This window comes from Sinorhizobium sp. BG8, from assembly GCF_016864555.1.
Lineage (GTDB): Bacteria > Pseudomonadota > Alphaproteobacteria > Rhizobiales > Rhizobiaceae > BG8.
Map to the genome: position 1 here is coordinate 659,356 of NZ_CP044012.1, position 18,935 is coordinate 678,290.

Consider the following 18,935-nt stretch of genomic DNA (forward strand, 5'->3'; position numbering starts at 1 on the left):
CGGAGCATGCACCGCCGCGCAACAGTTTACTCCCACTCGAGCTCCGCAAAAACTGCCGTCGCATTCCGCTCGTTGTGTTCGTCGAAAAGGCTCCAGCGCCCGCGCTCGCTTTCACCGGCCGACTGAACGGCCTTCGAAAGCGGCACCCCGCCCGAGATAGCCTTGCGAATATCGGCAACAAGCGCCTGAAAGTAACGTCTCTCCGGTTCGAGAGCTGTCGGCCAATCGGAGGGAACCGGACCGTGACCAGGGATTGCGCGCTTGGCCGGTATTGCGGCCAGCGCATCGAGCTGCGCCATCCACCCCTTGATCGAGCCATCGAGCGTCGGGAGATGATCAACGAAACAGAGATCGCCTGTGAAGAGTGTTCCGGTTTCCCTGTCCAGCACGGTCAGGTCGTTGTCGGTGTGCGCCGCCTTCCATGGCGTCAGGAGAAGCGTGCGTCCACCGAGATCGATTTCCCCGGGTTCGGCAATCAGCCGTGTCGGCGGCACAATGCGGACACCCGCCATCAGTGCGTCACCCATCATGGCGCGATAGTTCCGCAGGTAGAATTCCCCCCGGCTCGCCAGCGCCCGCGGCAGATTGTGGTGGCCAACGATGACTGCACCCGCGTCTGCGAATGCGGCATTGCCGAAGGTGTGATCCGGGTGCATATGGGTGTTTATGAGGTAGCGTATCGGCAAAGGAGTCGTGCTGCTGATGGCCTCGATCAGCGCCCGAGCCTCGACGAGGCTGCCACCACTGTCGATGACGGCCACGCTCTCGCCCCCGACGACGAAACCGAGATTGCAGATTTCTCCCCCGTTGGCTTCGGTCATCAGGTCTACAGCACCCGTGAAAGCGTAGACCCCGTCCGCCACCTTCCTTACGGGCAGGGCCTCGACGGCCGAAACCGCGCGGCGGGCGAACGTCGCAGGCCCGGACAGGCTCGCCGCTGCTAGGGCGAAAGCCGATTTCAGGATGGAGCGCCGGGTGCTGCGGTTTTTCATGCCGGTTCCTCGCTACCCCTCGCCCGGAAATCGCTGATGGAAGGAGCGCAGGATGTCGCTGCGGATCTGGGGATTTCGCGACTGCCGCGGGACCCGGATGAGAAAATTGCCAAGCACATGACATGGGCGTGGCGAAAGGACGATGATCCTGTCGGCCAGCATCACCGCTTCCTGCAGATTGTGCGTGACCATCAGAACCGTCATCGGCCTTTCCTCCACCAGGGCAAGCAGAAGATTGCGCAACTGCTGGGCCGTCGCCTCATCGAGGGAAACGAAAGGCTCGTCGAGCACGAGGAGGTCGGGCGCAATCGCAAGCGCGCGGGCTATGGCCGCACGCCGCGCCAGCCCGAGCGAGAGCTCCGAAGGATAGAAATCACGCATCTTGGAGAGCCCAAGCGTAGCGTAGAGATCGTCGAGGTTATCGCCGCGCATGGAGTGCGGCTGTGCCAGCCGCACGTTTTGCTCGACCGTCCGCCACGGCAGAAGGAGTGGCTCCTGGAAGACCGCGCCGATGCGAGGTTCGTGCGTTTCGGGAAACTCGACCGTTCCCTCGAACGAATGATCCAGGCCAAGCACGATCCGCAGGGTCGTCGTCTTGCCGCAGCCTGACGGCCCCACAACGCAGACGAACTCACTCTGCGCGAGTTCGAACGTGAGGTCGCGCACGACTTCTATGCGGCCGCCATTCGAGAGTTCGAAGGCCCTCCGCCGGATATCGACCTTAAGCCGCGCGCTTACGCCAGCGTGTTGATGCGTGTTCAAGAGGCTGCACCGCGAGTACTTCGATGACAAGCATCACGCAGACAAAAGCCAGCGTATATGCAAGGATTGATGCGACATCGAATAGCTGAAAATAGAGGTTGATCTGGAAGCCGACGCCGTTGGAACGCCCGAGCAGTTCCACGACGAGAACGATCTTCCAGATAAGCGAGATGCCGGAGCGCGAGGCGGCGGCGAGATAGGGCTGCAATTGCGGCAGCAAGACATGGCGAAACTGCGCGAGCGCGCTGAATCTGTAGACCCTGGCCATGTCGGAATAGCGATGGTCGAGCGCCCTCGTACCTTCCCGCATCGTCACCACGACGTTCGGGATCTTGTTCAGCGCAACGGCCCCGACTGCCGCAGCCTCCGTCAACCCGAACCAGATGTAGGCAAGCACGATGACGACCAGGGCCGGTATGTTGAGAAACAGGATGACCCAGGGATTTAGGAACTGGTCGGCGCGCCGATAGCTGCCTAGGAAGATGCCGATCGCAGATCCGATCACCATCGCCAGAACGAATGCCGCCGCCACCCGGCACAGCGTCACGCCAAGATGAAACGGAAGTTCGCCGGTGCGCACGTCGCGGATGAATGCATCGAGAACCGTGAGCGGCGGCGGGAAAGAGCGGCTCGGCCATATCGTAGCTGCAAGATGCCAGATGATGGCAAGTGCCAGGAAGGAAGCAACGGTCATGAGCGCCGGAGTAAAATCGCGGCGACGTGACTCTGTGGCCGATGCGTCGTTCAATTTGTTCGTTCCGATTGACGCGAGCTTCACCTACTTCGCCCTCCAGAACGTGCCCGGCATCAGCGTCTTCGAGGACCCCACGAGCTTTTCGCCGCCGATAGTCGCAAGGACGGCGTAGAGCTTGCCCGCATCCCGTTCCTCGTCGGCGAGCGGACGGTTGGGAATGCCTTCCCGATACCGGTCGCGCAGAACTTCCAGCTCCCGCCCGTCGGCCTTGATGAGCGGAGCGAGCCGCTCCCATTCCGTATCGGAGCTCTCGAGCAAGGCCTTTGCATCGGTGCTGGCGGCAACGAAACCCTTTATCGCTTCCGGGTTCTCCTGAGCCCACTTGTCGTGGAAGATGTATCCGAGCGCAGAGACGGGACCGGAAGCGCCAAGGGCGATTGCCGCCTCGTTCGTCCCGATCAGCCTGCGAAAGCCCTTTGCCTCAAGTCGCGCGCAGAAATGCCAGAAATTCAGTACCGCATCGAGTTCGCCCTGCTGGACCTTCTCAGCCAGCAGCGGCGGCGCGCCGTAGGCGATCTCGTTGACGTCCGAAAGGTCGGTGCCAAGCTCCTTCTTCGCCAGCCCCTGGAGAAGCAGCCAGCTCTTGTCGAGCGGGCCGCCAGCGACGCCGATCGTCTTGCCCGTTAGGTCACCCAGCCCCTGGATCGGCGACTGTTGAGGAACCATGATCGCGCCGACCGCAGACGAGTATGGCACCATCGTGAGGTCCACGCCTGAAGCGCGCTGCCGCGACACCCAAAGCCAATCGGAGACGATGATATCGACGTCGCCTGCCATCATCGCGACGTTCGTCGCATCCTCGCCCGCGAAAAATTTGACGTCCAGGGTGATCCCGTGTTTCTGGTCCAAGCCGTTGTGCTTGATCGTATCCAGTTCCCAGTTGACGGTGCCGAACTTTAGGACGCCGACGCGAACGGTCTCTGACGCGCTGGCAGGTCCCGCCGGCACCTGCATGAGAAAGAGCAAGGCCAGCAACCAACATACTGCCCGGCCTATTCGGCCGATCCTACCTCCCATCGTGTCCTCCCAGACATTCAAGTCATTCCAGCGCTTGCCCTAAAAAAAGCCGCGCCCAATTCAAAGCATTCTAAATATTGATCTCTTTCGTTGGATAGGCGCAGCGCCATTTGATAACGCGTACGTTGGGATGCCCCTCCGACCATCGCGCGATCTGGGCGGGGGCCTGGAACATGCAGTTCAGAATGTTACCCTTGTTTTCGAAATGAAGGCGCTCTTCCCGGCAACTCGTGGGAGTGGCCAAGAGACAGATCGTCAGAACGAGATCGATTAAATCCATGTAGCACCTCCAGGCCGGCGAGCCTTGCCACCCGCCGCTCCACGCCGTGATGGCTCGATAACGACGCCATCAGCATATCACGCATCTCTCGGTGCCGGAGAGAAACCTCCGATAACCTAGGGGCATGAAGAGCTTGCGTCAATTGCATCTTCCCGCCCCGCGCCAGTTTCCCTTGCAGGAAGACGATTGACTTATGGCGTCTCGCGGGTAACTTTTTTTGCGGGAAGCAGACTGCCCTTGGCGTTAGGCCGGGGGCGCAAGCGATCCTGGATGGCAAGCGCCCGAGGAGGAAAATCGGCGCCTGCTTTCGTCAAAGGGCACCCTTGGCGAAACGAGGAAATGCAATGCGATATCGAATACTTCTGATCGGCGCATCAGTCGCGATGTTCTCTGGCTATGCGGCTCATGCCGAAGGAGGAGATGCCACGGCGGGTGCCACGGTCTTCAACAAGTGCAAGGCCTGTCACACCGCGGAGGACGACAAGAACAAGGTTGGCCCTTCGCTCTTCGGCGTGATCGGCAGGACGGCCGGCACACACGAGGGGTTCAAATACTCCTCGGCGATGGTGGATGCCGGGAAGGCAGGACTCGTCTGGGACGAAGCATCTTTGCGCGACTATCTTCACAACCCGAAAGCGAAAGTGAAGGGCACGAAGATGGCATTTGCCGGTCTGAAGAACGAGGACGACATCACAAATCTGCTCGCCTATCTTGAGCAATTTCCCAAGAAGCAATGAACAGAATGACCGCCTGCAACAACAGCGGGCGGTCAATTCCTGCCGATGATATTCACGTTCTTGCTTTACTCACAAAAACTCCGGCAAAATATTGTTTTAATTCAATTACATTCACGTGATTACGGCGCACATTCGCTGGAAATCGCGCTGACCGGCTATCACGCCGCACGGCGCGCAGTGGCGTTGTCCGCGGCATCGCGGATGGCCTGGATGTTGGAAGCGTAGCGGGAACAGTCGTTGTCGCGGAATATGGCTGAACCGGCGACGAGAACATTTGCTCCCGCAGCAGCCACCAGGGGAGCGGTCTCCTGTGTAACTCCGCCGTCCACTTCGATGTGTATGGGCCGGTCCCCGATCATGGACGCTACGCGGCGCACCTTCTCGACCACCGACGGTATGAAGGCCTGACCGCCGAAACCCGGATTGACGGTCATCAAAAGCACCAGATCCAGACGATCCAGCACGTATTCGACCACGCTTTCCGGGGTCGAAGGATTGAGCGACACGCCCGCCCGCTTGCCAAGTCCTCGGATCGCCTGCAGGGTCCTGTCGAGGTGCGGCCCTGCCTCCGCGTGAACGGTGATGTAATCGCATCCCGCCTCGGCGAAGGCCGCAAGGTAGGGATCGGCGGGGGCAATCATCAGATGGCAATCGAAGACGGCGTCCGTCCGGCTTCGGATCGATTTGACGATCTGCGGGCCGAAGGTGATGTTCGGCACGAAGTGTCCGTCCATCACGTCGAGATGAATCCAGTCCGCACCCGCCTTGACGACGTTTTCCACTTCGTCCCCGAGACGGGAAAAATCAGCGGAGAGGATGGATGGGGCGATGAGTGTCCTGTCCCTCATACCGACTTGTCCCTGTTTTGCGCTGCCACGGCGAAGACACGGCTCGCCGTGATATCCGCGGCAGTGATCGTCGACAGCGCCTTAGCATCGACCGGCCCGTCAGAGGCCTCGAACAGGCGGTTCGCCTGGCGCAGGCGAGCCCTGTCGAGGGCATTCCGGATGGATCGGGCGTTGGCGAAATGCGGTTGCCGTCGGCGGCGTGATATGTATTCCGCCATCACCTGCCGTCCGTTCGGCTCAAAGGCATAGTTCTGCTTCTCGAGCATTGCTACCGCAATGTTCAGAAGCTCCTCGTCGCTGTAGTCCGGAAAGTCGATATGGTGGGCGATGCGGGAACGGAAACCCGGATTGCTCTCGAAGAAGCGGTCCATCTTCTCTGCGTAGCCGGCCATGATCACCACGAGATCGTCCCGCTGGTTCTCCATGACTTGCAGGAGAATTTCGATGGCCTCCTGACCGTAGTCGCGTTCATTCTCCTGTCGGTAGAGGTAGTAGGCCTCGTCTATGAAGAGCACGCCGCCCATTGCCCTCTTCAGGATCTCCTTTGTTTTCGGCGCGGTGTGCCCGATGTACTGCCCGACGAGATCGTCGCGGGTGACGGAAACGAGATGTCCCTTGCGAATGTAACCGAGGCGATGAAGAAGATCGGCCATCTTCAGCGCCACGGTGGTTTTTCCTGTGCCCGGATTGCCGCTGAAGCTCATGTGCAGTGTCGGCGTTTCGTGGGCGAGCCCAAGGCCTTTGCGCGCCCGTTCGACGAGGAGCAACGCAGCCGTCTCGCGGATGCGTTGCTTGACGGGTGCGAGCCCGATCAGATTGCGATCGAGCTCGTCCAGCACGTCCTTCACCCCGGACTGGACATATTCCGCCCGGAGGTCGACCAAGGTGCTGGCCGCCGTTTCAAGCGGTCGGGGGATGGTTGTGACCGCCTCACCCATAGCGTTGACCCGCTGGCTTGTCGGCAGCGTAAGAGCGGGTGGTGTAGCGGATACTCCGTCCCGTGGCCTCTTGGCGCTCGAGCCGGAAACCTGGTTCCGTCTCCGGCCGGTTCACCAGGAAGGAAAGCCGGACGGACTCCCAGCCATGGCGATTGTCGAAGGCGACGAAACGGATGTAGCGATCGCCATAGACCTTGCGGCACTCGTTCAGTTCCATGATCAACGCGGCCGCATCGGGATTGTCGAACATGGGATGACCCCACATGTCCCAGTAGGTGTTGCGCGGATGGGGGTCGTCCGTGAATTCGAGGCTGATCGCCCAACCGTTGTCGATGCAATACTGCGCTTGAGCCGCGATCTGCTTGTCGGTCAATGGCGGCAGGAAAGAGAAGGCTCCCTGGGTGATATGCATGTCTGTTCTCCTATTCCGCTGCGGTTGCGGTTGGCACGAAGTCTGGTGCGTCTGTCGATGTGTAGTTGAAGGTCACATCCTTCCAGGTTTCGAGGGCCTGCTGCAGCGGCTGGCAATGGCGCGCCGCGTCCTTCAGGATCTGCGGACCTTCGCGCACGATGTCCCTTCCCTCGTTGCGGGCCAGAACCATGCATTCGAGCGCCACGCGATTGGCGGTCGCACCGGCCGCGACACCCATGGGATGGCCGATCGTCCCCCCTCCGAACTGGAGCACCACATCCTCCCCGAGAAGGTCGAGCAGCTGATGCATCTGTCCCGCATGGATGCCGCCGGAGGCGACCGGCATCATCTTGTTCAGGGATGCCCAGTGCTGGTCGAAGAAGATCCCGTTCTCCAGCCGCATCGGGTTGAAGTCCTCGCGGCAGACGTCGTAGTAGCCGCGTGTCGTCGCCGGATCGCCCTCGAGCTTGCCAACGACCGTCCCGGCATGGATGTGATCCACACCCGCGAGCCTCATCCATTTCGCAATCACGCGGAATGAAACGCCGTGCGTCTTCTGCCGGGTGTAGGTGGAATGGCCGGCACGATGGAGATGCAGGATCATGTCGTTGCGGCGTGCCCACTTCGCCATCGACTGTATGGCCGTGTAGCCGATGACGAGGTCGATCATGACGATGTTCGAACCAAGCTCCTTGGCGAAGTTCGCGCGTTCGTACATCTCTTCCATGTCGGCCGCGGTGACGTTCAGATAGGTTCCCTTGATCTCCCCGGTCTGCGCCTGCGCCTTGTTGACGGCCTCCATGCAGTAGAGATAGCGCTCCCGCCAATGCATGAACGGTTGCGAGTTGATGTTCTCGTCATCCTTGGTGAAGTCGAGCCCGCCCTTCAACGCCTCATAGACGACGCGCCCATAGTTTCGGCCGGATAGCCCGAGCTTCGGCTTCACCGTGGCGCCGAGCAACGGACGACCGAACTTGTCGAGGCGCTCGCGCTCGACGACTATGCCGGTGGCCGGCCCCTGGAAGGTCTTCACATAGGCGACCGGGAAGCGCATGTCCTCCAGCCGCAAAGCCTTGAGAGGCTTGAAGCCGAAGACGTTGCCGATGATCGACGCACTGAGGTTCGCGATCGAACCGGGCTCGAACAGATCGAGGTCATAGGCGATATAGGCGAAGTATTGCCCTTCCGCATTCGGCACGGGGTCGACGCGGAAAGCCTTGGCCCGGTACTTTTCGGTCGCAGTCAGGCGATCGGTCCATACCACGGTCCAGGTCGCGGTGGAGGATTCGCCGGCGACCGCAGCTGCCGCCTCGATCGGATCGACGCCATCCTGCGGCGAGATCCGGAAAAGCGCGATGATGTCGGTGTCCTTGGGCTCGTAGTCGGGCTCCCAATAACCCATTTTCCTGTATTCCATCACGCCGGATCTGTAGCGCGCCTTGCCTGTGACGGTTTCCGACTGGTTCAACATGATATCGTCCTTTCGTAGTGCTACGGGATGGATCAGGCGGCTTTTGCAATCGAGATGCGTGGATCCAGCTTGCCGGCGGCGTATCGCTTCGCCATGTCGTCAAGGCCGATCACCCTGATCCTGGAGGCGTTGCCGGCCGTGCCGAAACGCTCGAAGCGGTCCCGGCATAGGTCTCGCATGGCTTCCATCGCCGGTTTGAGGAACTTCCGCGGGTCGAACTCGTCCGGGTGCTCGGTGGCGATCCGGCGCAACTGTCCGGCCATTGCCATGCGACAATCGGTGTCGATGTTGACCTTTCGCACCCCGTGGCGGATGCCACGTTCGATCTCCTCTACCGGAACACCATAGGTCTGGGGCATGCGCCCTCCGAAGCGGTTGATGACGTCCTGCAGTTCCTGCGGAACCGACGACGACCCGTGCATGACGAGATGGGTGTTCGGCAGCTTGCGGTGGATTTCCTCGATCACGCCCATGGCCAGAATGTCGCCGTCCGGCGCGCGGGTGAACTTGTAGGCGCCGTGCGAGGTGCCACAGGCAATCGCCAACGCGTCGACGCCCGTTCTCGCCACGAATTCGACGGCCTGATCCGGATCGGTCAGCAGTTGATCGTGGGTCAGCGTACCGGTGGCGCCGTGGCCGTCTTCAGCCTCCCCGGCCCCGCTTTCGAGCGATCCGAGCACGCCGAGTTCGCCCTCGACGGAGACGCCGACCCAATGGGCGATCCGCGTCACCCGCTCGGTGATGGCGACGTTGTATTCGAAGGAGGCAGGCGTTTTGGCGTCTGCCTCCAGCGAGCCATCCATCATGACGGAGGTGAAGCCATGGCGGATCGCACTAACACATGTGGACTCGTCGCTGCCGTGATCCTGATGCATGCACACCGGGATGGCGGGATAGATTTCTGCCAGCGCATCGATCATCCGTGCCAGCATTATGTCGCGGGCATAGGACCTGGCGCCTTTCGAAGCCTGCAGGATCACCGGCGCATCGCATGCGGCAGCAGCCTCCAACACGGCGAGCCCCTGCTCCATGTTGTTGATATTGAAGGCTGGAACGCCGTATCCAAATTCAGCAGCGTGATCGAGCAACTGTCGGAGCGTTATGCGGGCCATAGGCCTTTCCTTTCGTATTCGTCAGTTGAGCGCTCGTGCGGGACGGTCCCGTTCCGCGCCTGGTAAATTTCAGCGGACAAGATTCAGCGCAGCTTCTACGGCAGCAGCGGGCGTGATGCCGAAATGGCGATAGAGGTCTGGAGCCGGAGCGCTCGCACCGAAGCCGTTCATCCCGATGAAGACGCCGTTCTCACCGATGTACCGGTCCCAACCCAGCCGTGCCGCGGCTTCGATGGCGATGCGCGGTGCCGTCCCCAGGACGCTCCGTCGGTACTCCGGCGATTGCTCCTCGAAGAGCTCGAAGCACGGCATCGAGACCACGGCAGCGGCAATCCCGTGGTCGGCGGCAAGCATGTCCGCCGCTGCACAGGCGATCTCTACTTCCGAGCCGGAGGCAATAAGCGTGACGGCACGTGGCAGTTCCGTTTCGCGCAGCACGTAGCCTCCCCGTTCGGCGAGGTTCTCCTCGCTGTGCGCCGCGCGGCACATCGGCAGGTTCTGCCGCGACAGGACGAGCACGCTCGGGCGGCCGCTGTTCTTTAGCGCCACCTCCCAGCATTCGGCCGTCTCTACGATGTCGCACGGACGCATCACCAAGATGCCCGGCGTCGCCCGCAGCATTGCCAGATGCTCGATCGGCTGGTGGGTAGGCCCGTCTTCTCCAAGCCCGATCGAGTCGTGTGTCAGCACGTAGATCACCTGCTGGCCCATGAGGGCGGAAAGACGCATGGCGCCGCGCGCATAGTCGGCGAAGACAAGGAAGGTCCCGCCGTACGGGATGAAACCGCCATGGAGAGCGAGACCGTTCATCGCGGCCGCCATGCCATGCTCGCGGATGCCGTAGTGGATGTATCGCCCGGCAAAATTCTCCGGTCCGATCGAATCCATCCCCGCAGTCAGCGTCAGGTTCGAATGCGTGAGATCGGCCGAGCCGCCGATCGTCAGGTCGGTTGCAGCATTGATGATGCCGAGAACCATCTCAGACGCCTTGCGGGTCGCAACCTTGGTTGCCTTTTCCTGATGCTCCCTGCGAAAGTCCCTTAGTGCCCCATAGAGCGCAGACGGCACCTCCCGGGCCATGGAGCGAGCGAAGGCGGGCGCATGGGGAGACGCCGCGATCCGGTGCGACCAGTTGCGTTGCGCTTCAGCACCCCGCGCGGCGATTTCTCTCCACCGATCCCGGATGGGTTCGGGAACCTCGAACGGTTGATGCGGCCACGGCAATGCCTGCCTTGCTGCCTCGACCTCGGCCGTGCCGAGCGGCGCGCCATGAGTCTTCTCCGATCCCTGCAGATTGGGCGCGCCCTTGCCGATGATCGTCCGGCAGGAGATAAGCGACGGCTTGTTCGAGTTTCTCGCTCTGGAGATCGCGCGGCCGATCGCATCGTGATCGTGCCCATCCACGTCCTGTACATCGAACCCGGCCGCCTCGAAGCGGTCCAGTTGATTCATCGAGGTGGAAAGGCTGGTCGCCCCGTCGATAGAGATGGAATTGTTGTCCCAGAGTACGATCAGCCGGGAAAGCCTCAGATGTCCGGCGAGGTCGATCGCCTCGTGGCTGATGCCCTCCTGCAGGCATCCGTCTCCGGCGATGACATAGGTGAAGTGATCGACGAGATCATTTCCGAAGCGGGAATTGGCGATCCGTTCGGCAAGAGCCATGCCCACCGCGGTCGCAATTCCCTGCCCCAGGGGACCTGTCGTCGTCTCGATGCCCAGGGCGTGGCCGTATTCGGGGTGCCCGGCCGTCTTCGCTCCGAGCTGGCGAAAACGCTGCAATTCCTCCATCGGCATGTCTTGGTAGCCGATCAGGTGGTGGAGCGCATACTGCAGCATCGAACCATGCCCGGCCGACAGGATGAAACGATCGCGGTCCGGCCAATCAGGATGGGACGGGTCGATGCGGATGAACCTGTTGAACAGAACCGTCGCGACGTCCGCCATCCCCATAGGCATGCCCGGGTGGCCGGAGTTTGCCTTCTGAACTCCATCCATTGCCAATGCACGGATCGCATTGGCCATATCCCTTTCGGTGACGATGGCGGCGACGGATTCTTCCCGTATCTGCGTGTTGACGTTCATCGGCTTCATCCTCAGGAGACACGGCTCTTGCGTTCGAGCAGTTGCATGATCAGGGGTGTCAGGATCAGCTGCATGGCGAGATCGAGCTTGTTGCCGGGGACGACGATGGAGTTCGCCCGCGACATGAACGAGTCGTGGATCATCGACAGCAGATAGGGAAAATCGATGCCGCGCGGTCGCGCGAAGCGGATGACAAGCATCGATTCGTCCGGCGTCGGTATCCAGCGCGCCACGAAGGGATTGGACGTGTCCACGATCGGCACGCGCTGGAAATTTATGTCCGTCAGCGTGAACTGGGGCGTGATGTAACGGACATAGTCCGGCATCCGCCGCAGGATCACGTCCATGACGGCTTCGGTCGAGTAGCCGCGCGTTGCCCGGTCCCGGTGAATTTTCTGGATCCACTCCAGGTTAATGACGGGAACCACGCCGATCTTCAGGTCGCCATGCCGGGCGAGATTGACCTTGTCCGTGACCGCGCATCCGTGCAGCCCCTCGTAGAACAGCAAGGTGCTGGGTGGAAACTCACGCCATTTGGTGAAGGAACCGGTCGGCATCTCGAACTGCGCAGCCTCTTCCTCGTCATGCACATAGGTCCTGGTACGACCCGTGCCGCGCCGGCCATACTCCTCGAACACCGAGTCGAGCATTTCCAGGTCGTTGGCCTCGACGTTGAAATGGGTGAAGTTGGGATTGCCGTTCCTTTCCTCCTCCGCGACCTTCTCCTTCATCGCCTGGCGGTCATAGCGATGAAACGCATCGCCCTCGATGAAGGCCGCCTCGACCTGTTCGCGACGGAAAATCTGTTCGAAGATCTTCTTCACGGACGTTGTTCCCGCCCCTGAAGATCCTGTGATGGTGATTATGGGGTGCTTAGCCGACATGCGGGCAACCTCCCGTTCAAGCTCTGAAGAGGCCGCGATTGCTGAACAGCGGCGCCCGTTCCCCGATGTTGCTGGGTTCGGTGTGATAGCGGCCGATGCGCTCCACCTCCCGGGTCGAGCCGAAAACGAGCGGGACGCGCTGGTGCAGGCTCGTCGGCACGAGATCCAGAATTCGGTCGACGGTATCCGTGGCCGAGCCACCCGCCTGTTCGACGAGGAAGGCGATCGGATTGGCCTCGTAGATGAGGCGCAGACGGCCCTCGCCGTATCCCTTGCGACGGTCGCCCGGATAGAGATAGACCCCGCCCCGGACCAGGATGCGGTAGACGTCAGCAACCACGGCCGCGATCCAGCGCATGTTGAAGTCCTTCCCGCGGGGACCCTCCGCTCCCTTCAGGCAATCATCGACATAGAGACGCACCGCTTCGTCCCAGTGGCGGTAGTTGCTCGCATTGACCGCGAACTCCTGGGTGCGCGAGGGAATGTTCACGCTTTCATAGGCTTGGACGAATGTTCCGAGCTGCCACGAGAAGATGAAGATATGCGTTCCGCTCCCGATCGTCAGGACGAGAGCCAGTTGCGGCCCGTAGATGAAAAAGCCGGCAGCGAGCTGAACGACCCCCCGTTGGAGAAAGGAGGCATCCCGCTCGCCGACCGGATCTCCAGTCGCTGGGAGGATGGAGAAGATTGTCCCAATGGACACGTTCGTGTCGATGTTCGACGAGCCGTCGAGAGGGTCTAGAGCGACCGCGAGCGGAGCCGCCGGATTGAGAAGGACGGCGTGCTCGAGCTCCTCCGAGGCGTAGGTACGCACCGGCGCCTGACGCATGGCGTCGACGAACAGGCGGTCCGCGAAAATGTCGAGGTCCTTCTGGGCATCTCCGCCGCCGCCGACATGCCCATGGCTGTCGGCGAAGCCTGCACCAAGAACACCCTGATGGATGGTGTTGCGCAATTTGAGCGCGGCCGTGGCCAGGTGGCGGATGGTGGAAGCAACAGCTTCGCCGAACGGTTCCCGGCGCGCGATATAGGAGTTCAGATACGCATCCAGCGTCGAAGCAATCATGGCCAGTTCCTCCCCGCCCTCTGATCTCTTCTCCCCGGGCAGGGTTGTATCGAACCAAAAACCGCCTCATAAGTAAAATTTATTGTATTTACTTACTACGTAAAAAAAATTAAGTTATTCGGATGAAAAATCTGACGCTCAGGCATCTGCGCGCGGCGCAGGAAATCATGAAGCACGGAACGATCGCCGGTGCGGCGCATGCGCTTCGCCTGACGCCGTCTGCGGTCACCATCCAGCTCAAGCAGATTGAGGACGACGCGGGCATCATCCTTTTCGACCGGACCAATGAAGGATTGCGTGCGACCGCCGCCGGGCTTGTCTTCGTCGATGCCGCGCAGATGGTGGGAGAGCGTCTGCGCCAGCTCGACGACGAGATCGACGCCATCAAGGGTCTGCGGGCGGGTACGCTTGCTCTCGGCGTCGTGTCGACGGCAAAGTACTTCGCTCCTCACATGATGGCGACCTTTCGAAGTTTGCACCCCGACATTGCGATCAGCCTGGCGATCGGCAATCGGGCGGAGGTGATTACCAAGCTGAGGAACCACGAAGTCGACATTGCGCTCATGGGACGCCCGCCGCGCGACCTCCCCCTGCGTTCCGCCGTGTTCGGCGATCATCCACTGGTGATGATCGCAGCACCCGACCATCCGCTCGCCAAGCGGCGCGACATCAGCAAGGAGGAGATCGCCAAGGAACATTTTCTCGTCCGCGAGCCCGGATCCGGCACCCGGATCTCGCTCGAGATCTTCTTCAGCGAGATCCCCGGCAGGCTCGATGATCTCGGCACGGAAATGTCCTCGAACGAAACGATCAAGCAGGCGGTCATGGCCGATCTCGGCATCGCCTTCATCTCGGCCCATACCATCGCGATGGAACTGGAGTTCGGCAAATTGGTCGTGCTGGACGTGGTCGGCCTGCCCATCCGCCGCCAATGGTTTTCGGTCGCGCGCACGGACAGGGCAATCTCCCCCGCCATGGCCGCCTTCCAGGAATTTCTGCGCACGAAGGGTGCGCGATGCCTGCCGTTCTTCCACAAGCTCTACCCCGCAACCAACGAACAGCTCTAGTTGCACCCCTCACACGCCGACAGCATCAACCGCTGCGACGGAACATGATCTCACCCTTGCCGAGGACCGCGTTGTCGCCGCCATAGCGCGAAGGTCTGGTACCCAGCAGCGGCCGGTCGAGGATTTTTTCCTTGAGGAGGTAGCGGTCGAAAAGCGCCGGAAAGCCGATATCGACCACCCCGCAATCGATGAAGGTCGGCGAGAGATTGGCGGGCCGCCGGTCGAACAGCAGCGAGCCCCGTTTCATCAGGTGGCCGGGATAGAGACCGACACGACCGGTCGCCACGATCGTGCCCGCGATCATGCCTAATCCGGCGTAGTCTCCGCACCCCTTGCGCAAGACGATGATGCCGCGTCGCATTCGTTCGCCGGCACGGTCACCGGCCCTGCCGCCGACGACGATCAGACCGCCGGTCATGCCCTGGACTTCACCTGCCATGGGCGCGCCCACTCCGTCGCCGACGTTCCCCGTTATGTTGATGCGGCCACCGCGCATTCCTGAGCCCGCCTGCGGGCCGGCCTCGCCTTCGACGACAAGCGTTCCCCCGGCCATCTTTCGCCCCACGTAAGCGCCGACGTCGCCGGCGATCCGGATGCTGCCGGACGTCATCTCCGAGCCGATGCGATCGAACCTCTTGCTCCCGCCGTGAAAGACGATGCCCGATGGATCGGCACCGGTGACCTTGAAAAGATCTCCCACCTTGGCCGGTGTGCGGCTCGTGCCGACCGTGAGGTTCGCAATTTCGGCGGCGGACATGCCAGCAAGCCGCTCCGGGATCAGCGCCGACAGATCCAGCCTCTCTTCGGGTTCGGACCGCAGGGTGAAGGTGATCGGCTTCATGGCAGGAGGTCCCTGAGGTGATAATGGTACTTACCGAGCTTTCCCCCATAGTTTCCGGCGCTGATACGCAGGGCACCACGTTTCGGACCGAGATCGATCACGGCCTTCAGGCCGGCGCGCATCGCGGAGGCCACCGCGTCGCTGGTCTCGCCGTCGATGACGATTTCCAGCACCGAATTGATCTCGGGCCCGAGCGCGCTCTTGACGACGCCTCTGAGCGTCGGAGCGTAGGCATCGTTGGTCGAAGCCATCATGCCCTTGTATTTGCCGCCCACCTTGGAGCCTGAACGCACCACCCCGCCGGGGAACGGCATGATGGCGCCCGGTACTTTCTCGATCGCCTCGACCGCGCGTTCGGCGGCCCGGAGCGCTTTCTCTGCGTCTGCGGCCAGCATCAGGAGGTTGCCTCCGCCGACGGCCAGCTTCGTCATTCCGGTTTTCGCTTCACACAGGAATTCGCCGTCCATCACGGGCACGCGCCAATAGTGTCGTCCGCCGAATTTCTTGGAGATCTGCCAGCCGTCGCCGAAATATCGAAGGGATGAGCCGAGGTCGAGCATTGCGCTTCCCTCAAGATCGGCAAAGCACGCGCTGCCGGGGGAGGTCAGGACGCACTGTCCGAGTCTGCTCTTCAGCTGCTTCTGCAGTTCATCGGTCCCCATAGCAAAGATCATCACGCGGCAGCCCGGCCGCCCGTCGGGTGTCTTCGTGGCGGGAATGTCCATGTCGATGGCCGCTTCGCAACCGCAGCCGATGACCGAGGTCGCATATCCCGTCATGGTGATAGCCGCCTGCCGCGCCCATTTCAGCGAAGGAGCAGTGATGATAATCGCCGTCGCCCGCATGCCGAACGCTTCCGCAAATGTGTCGTCGATCTCGATTCCGTTGCGGCTCAGCTTCTGCATGCGACCTCCGCAAACGGGTTCTCGCGGGCAATCGCCGAATCCGCAAAGGTGAACCAGTCGAGCGACAGCCCATAGCGGTCCTCGTGATATGCCTGCATGCGTTTGACGATGCCCCTGTCCGGTGGCGGATTGAGGCGAAGTGCCCTTCCCCAGCGATAATGCGTGACGACCCCGTCTTCCACGACGAGATCGCCATTCTTGAACACGAGGGCCGCATCGCGGAACATCTTCGCGATATCCGGGCTTTTCCTGTAGACGGCGACGTCGGCGATGGCGCCGGCCCCGAGGTGCCCGCGGTCGGAAAGGCCGAGCAGCCGGGCGGGCGCGCAGCGCGTCATGATCGCGACCTCGTCCAGCGTGTATTCGCGGTAGATCGAGGCAAGCGTCGTCAACTCAAGAGCCGACTGGTCGAGCTCGGCGGCTTTCGCATTCCGCACGTCACGCGACATCAACAGTTCGAAGAGGTCGGGATAGGCCGTGAACGGCGCCCCGTTCGGATGGTCGGTGGTGAAGAAGACGCGCCACGGATCATTGATCAGCAGGAAAAGCTCCAGCCCCACCGCCCACTGCAGCGAGCCGTAATAGTCTTTCCGATAGCGGTAAGGCACGATGCCGCCGCCATTGCCGTCCCCGTCGATGATGACCGATTTTCTTGGGCTGGCATTCTTCATGCCGGAATACTGCCGCGTCACGTCCGACGAGATGGTAACTGTTTGGCCGAACATCACCTGGCCAATGTCGATCGTGACGTCGGGATTGCCGTTGACCTGTTCGGCGAGACGGGCAGCTTCCGACGAGAATTGGCGACGACCCTCGGTGCCGTAACCGTAAAACTGTAAATGGGCGAGATGGAGCGGCTGTCCTTCGGTCGAGCGGATCGTCTCCGCGGCCGTGGCCGCGCTGCCGGCGATACCGAGATTGTTCGCATGGACATGAAGCGGATGGGGAATGCCGAGGCGTCCGACGGATTCCTGCAGGGTCTTCACGATCCTGCGCGAACTGACGCCATAGGCGGGCACGATGTCGTCGAAGGAGAATGCTCGTACGTTTTCCTTGAACGCGGCCGCGGCACCGGCATTGATCACCTTCACACCCAGCGACCTCGACGCCCCGACCGTCCACGCCACGTAGTCATCGATCATGTCCGTCGACGCCTTGTCGCGGATCATCGACAGCAGGAAATCGTCATTGCCAAGGATCACCAGCGTCGCCTTGTCGATGATCGGTATATCGGCAAGCTCGAGATGAGTGTGCAGAGCGCTCGTGGGCGACATCGCCGGCTCGACAACGGTGGTGAAACCCATGCGGGCATAGAGGCAACCGGTGCTGAACGTGGACCATCCGGCATTCGACAGTGGAGTGTTCAGCGGTCGTTTCATATGGGCAGGGTGCTGCTCGGGCAGCAGCAGGCGAGCCGTGTTCACGTTGCCGCCGCCGATATGTGAATGGATGTCTATCGCACCCGCCATCACAATGCAGCCGGACACGTCGTAGGTCTTGTCTGCCCGTCGCGATTGAGGTTTGTCCACGATGTGGCCGTCCTCGATCCAGACGTCCCGCTTGCCCGTAGCGGCGTTCAGCGGATCGACGACTTCTCCCCCGAAAGACGGATCAGCATGGCAAGACCTCCCCACCGGGCAATCCGGACGCAAGCTGCGCCACAAGATCGGCAACGCGCGGCAGATTGGAGGAAGTACTGGCCGTGACGGCCCTGAACGCCGAGGTCCGGCTCGAGTAAACCACGCCATCATGGTCGACCCCTGCCCGCCCTATGCCGAATGTCACTGCAGATCCGGCAATCGGTCGCTCGGTTCGCCCCATGACGATGGTCGGCAACTTGCTTGCCCTCGCAGGCTTTTCGCCGTCGCGCTCGCTGACCCACAGGTGCAGGTCCGCCTCGCCACTAGCTATCATTCGCTCCACATCGCAGAGCCATGGATCGTAGACAGGTAGCCCGGTTGAAAACCCCGTGCGCGGCGGCAGCCCCGTCATCCACACGGATGCAAGCACCATGCCCCAAGCATCGTCGTCGAACGGGAGGAAAAGCGCCGTCGCACGCCGACTCTTGTTCAGATCCGTAAGGAGCCCCTGCAGCATCGCCAATCCACCCGGATCGCCGGTTCGCGAAAAGATGAAGACGGGGAAGTGCGCCTTGGCCAGCGCATCCCGCAACGCCTCGGAGTTCGACACCGTCGTGGATGACTGCCGGCCGGCAAGTTCTGCTCTCAACACACCCAGCGCCACACCAAGAGGGAGGCCCTCGGCCTCGAGCAAAACTGCCTTGAGTTTGCGTGCCAGCTTGTCAGTCGCTTCGAAACCGGCCCCCGCCATGTGGAACCAACGGCGCTTGTGCCCCTGCGAAAGGTCGGGCTTGGAGGACGCAATACCCAGAAGGAGGTCGTGGTGAAGCTGCGGTATGTCACCGACGATGATTATCAGGTCGGCACGCCGCCGGGCCTCGGTTGCCGTCGTAAAGAAGCCGCCAGTATTGGTATGAAGCGCGATCTCGTCGACTAGGTCACGGCCGTTCGCATGGTCGTAGCTTGCGCCCACGCGCTCTGCCAGCGCAATGACGCTGCGACATCCGTGAACATCCGAATCGACTGAAAACACCGGGCAACGGCTTGATGCCAGAAGCTTCGAGGCTTGCTGAATCGCGTCCTCAAGAGCAACCTTCCGGCCGCCAATCCATGCAACCATCCCACTCCGCGACTTTCTGGTGCCACGGTGAAGTTAGCCCATTTTCCGCAAATGTGAAGTCTGCCAG

18 protein-coding genes are annotated in these 18,935 nt (G+C 61.5%); 2 read left to right on the plus strand and 16 right to left on the minus strand.

Annotated features, from left to right (window positions below; genetic code table 11):
* Window positions 1-26 precede the first annotated feature (26 nt).
* The 4 genes from F3Y30_RS24020 to F3Y30_RS24035 form a co-directional block, all read right to left on the minus strand.
* The gene (locus tag F3Y30_RS24020; protein ID WP_203426805.1) at window positions 27-992 is read right to left on the minus strand and encodes a quinoprotein relay system zinc metallohydrolase 2; all 966 of its coding nucleotides are present in this window, start codon (window positions 990-992) and stop codon (window positions 27-29) included.
* A gap of 12 nt (window positions 993-1,004) precedes the next feature.
* Window positions 1,005-1,754: an ATP-binding cassette domain-containing protein gene (locus F3Y30_RS24025; RefSeq protein ID WP_203426806.1), complete on the minus strand. Its 750-nt coding sequence runs from the start codon at window positions 1,752-1,754 to the stop codon at window positions 1,005-1,007.
* Entirely contained in the window at window positions 1,714-2,448 is a 735-nt protein-coding gene (locus F3Y30_RS24030) for an ABC transporter permease (RefSeq protein ID WP_203426807.1), read from the minus strand. Before F3Y30_RS24030 ends, F3Y30_RS24025 begins: the two co-directional genes overlap by 41 nt.
* A gap of 84 nt (window positions 2,449-2,532) precedes the next feature.
* Complete coding sequence (locus F3Y30_RS24035) at window positions 2,533-3,525, minus strand: ABC transporter substrate-binding protein (protein ID WP_348649873.1); 993 nt, start codon at window positions 3,523-3,525, stop codon at window positions 2,533-2,535.
* 624 nt (window positions 3,526-4,149) lie between these two features.
* Here F3Y30_RS24035 and F3Y30_RS24040 point away from each other — a divergent pair.
* A complete protein-coding gene (locus tag F3Y30_RS24040) occupies window positions 4,150-4,542 on the plus strand; it encodes a cytochrome c family protein (protein ID WP_203426808.1) in 393 nt (130 codons plus the stop codon).
* A 158-nt stretch (window positions 4,543-4,700) separates the two neighbouring features.
* Here the strand turns inward: F3Y30_RS24040 and rpe are convergent, their stop codons facing one another.
* The 8 genes from rpe to F3Y30_RS24080 all read right to left on the minus strand — a co-directional run bounded on the left by rpe (window position 4,701) and on the right by F3Y30_RS24080 (window position 13,355).
* Complete coding sequence (gene rpe / locus F3Y30_RS24045) at window positions 4,701-5,390, minus strand: ribulose-phosphate 3-epimerase (protein ID WP_203426809.1); 690 nt, start codon at window positions 5,388-5,390, stop codon at window positions 4,701-4,703.
* Window positions 5,387-6,328: a CbbX protein gene (cbbX, locus tag F3Y30_RS24050; protein ID WP_203426810.1), complete on the minus strand. Its 942-nt coding sequence runs from the start codon at window positions 6,326-6,328 to the stop codon at window positions 5,387-5,389. The genes rpe and cbbX overlap by 4 nt, the downstream gene beginning before the upstream one ends.
* On the minus strand, window positions 6,321-6,740 hold the full coding sequence (locus F3Y30_RS24055) for a ribulose bisphosphate carboxylase small subunit (RefSeq protein WP_203426811.1): 420 nt from the start codon (window positions 6,738-6,740) through the stop codon (window positions 6,321-6,323). Before F3Y30_RS24055 ends, cbbX begins: the two co-directional genes overlap by 8 nt.
* Before the next feature lie 10 nt (window positions 6,741-6,750).
* A complete protein-coding gene (locus tag F3Y30_RS24060) occupies window positions 6,751-8,211 on the minus strand; it encodes a form I ribulose bisphosphate carboxylase large subunit (protein WP_203426812.1) in 1,461 nt (486 codons plus the stop codon).
* Window positions 8,212-8,243: 32 nt separating this feature from the next.
* Window positions 8,244-9,323, minus strand: a complete 1,080-nt coding sequence (gene fba, locus F3Y30_RS24065; RefSeq protein ID WP_203426813.1) for a class II fructose-bisphosphate aldolase — start codon at window positions 9,321-9,323, stop codon at window positions 8,244-8,246.
* 69 nt (window positions 9,324-9,392) lie between these two features.
* Entirely contained in the window at window positions 9,393-11,405 is a 2,013-nt protein-coding gene (gene tkt, locus F3Y30_RS24070; RefSeq protein WP_203426814.1) for a transketolase, read from the minus strand.
* A gap of 11 nt (window positions 11,406-11,416) precedes the next feature.
* Complete coding sequence (locus F3Y30_RS24075) at window positions 11,417-12,289, minus strand: phosphoribulokinase (protein WP_203426815.1); 873 nt, start codon at window positions 12,287-12,289, stop codon at window positions 11,417-11,419.
* A gap of 16 nt (window positions 12,290-12,305) precedes the next feature.
* Window positions 12,306-13,355 carry a class 1 fructose-bisphosphatase gene (locus tag F3Y30_RS24080; RefSeq protein WP_203426816.1) on the minus strand — a complete coding sequence of 350 codons (1,050 nt, stop codon included), beginning with the start codon at window positions 13,353-13,355 and terminating at the stop codon, window positions 12,306-12,308.
* 122 nt (window positions 13,356-13,477) lie between these two features.
* Here F3Y30_RS24080 and F3Y30_RS24085 point away from each other — a divergent pair, with 122 nt between their 5' ends.
* Window positions 13,478-14,422: a LysR family transcriptional regulator gene (locus F3Y30_RS24085; protein ID WP_203426817.1), complete on the plus strand. Its 945-nt coding sequence runs from the start codon at window positions 13,478-13,480 to the stop codon at window positions 14,420-14,422.
* A 25-nt stretch (window positions 14,423-14,447) separates the two neighbouring features.
* Here the strand turns inward: F3Y30_RS24085 and F3Y30_RS24090 are convergent, their stop codons facing one another.
* The 4 genes from F3Y30_RS24090 to F3Y30_RS26535 are packed head-to-tail and all read right to left on the minus strand — an operon-like array spanning window position 14,448 to window position 18,721.
* A complete protein-coding gene (locus F3Y30_RS24090; protein ID WP_203426818.1) occupies window positions 14,448-15,263 on the minus strand; it encodes a formylmethanofuran dehydrogenase subunit C in 816 nt (271 codons plus the stop codon).
* Window positions 15,260-16,168, minus strand: a complete 909-nt coding sequence (gene fhcD, locus F3Y30_RS24095) for a formylmethanofuran--tetrahydromethanopterin N-formyltransferase (protein WP_203426819.1) — start codon at window positions 16,166-16,168, stop codon at window positions 15,260-15,262. Before fhcD ends, F3Y30_RS24090 begins: the two co-directional genes overlap by 4 nt.
* A complete protein-coding gene (locus tag F3Y30_RS24100) occupies window positions 16,156-17,802 on the minus strand; it encodes a formylmethanofuran dehydrogenase subunit A (RefSeq protein WP_246753017.1) in 1,647 nt (548 codons plus the stop codon). The genes fhcD and F3Y30_RS24100 overlap by 13 nt, the downstream gene beginning before the upstream one ends.
* The gene (locus F3Y30_RS26535; RefSeq protein ID WP_246753018.1) at window positions 17,780-18,721 is read right to left on the minus strand and encodes a tungsten formylmethanofuran dehydrogenase; all 942 of its coding nucleotides are present in this window, start codon (window positions 18,719-18,721) and stop codon (window positions 17,780-17,782) included. The genes F3Y30_RS24100 and F3Y30_RS26535 overlap by 23 nt, the downstream gene beginning before the upstream one ends.
* Window positions 18,722-18,935 lie beyond the last annotated feature (214 nt).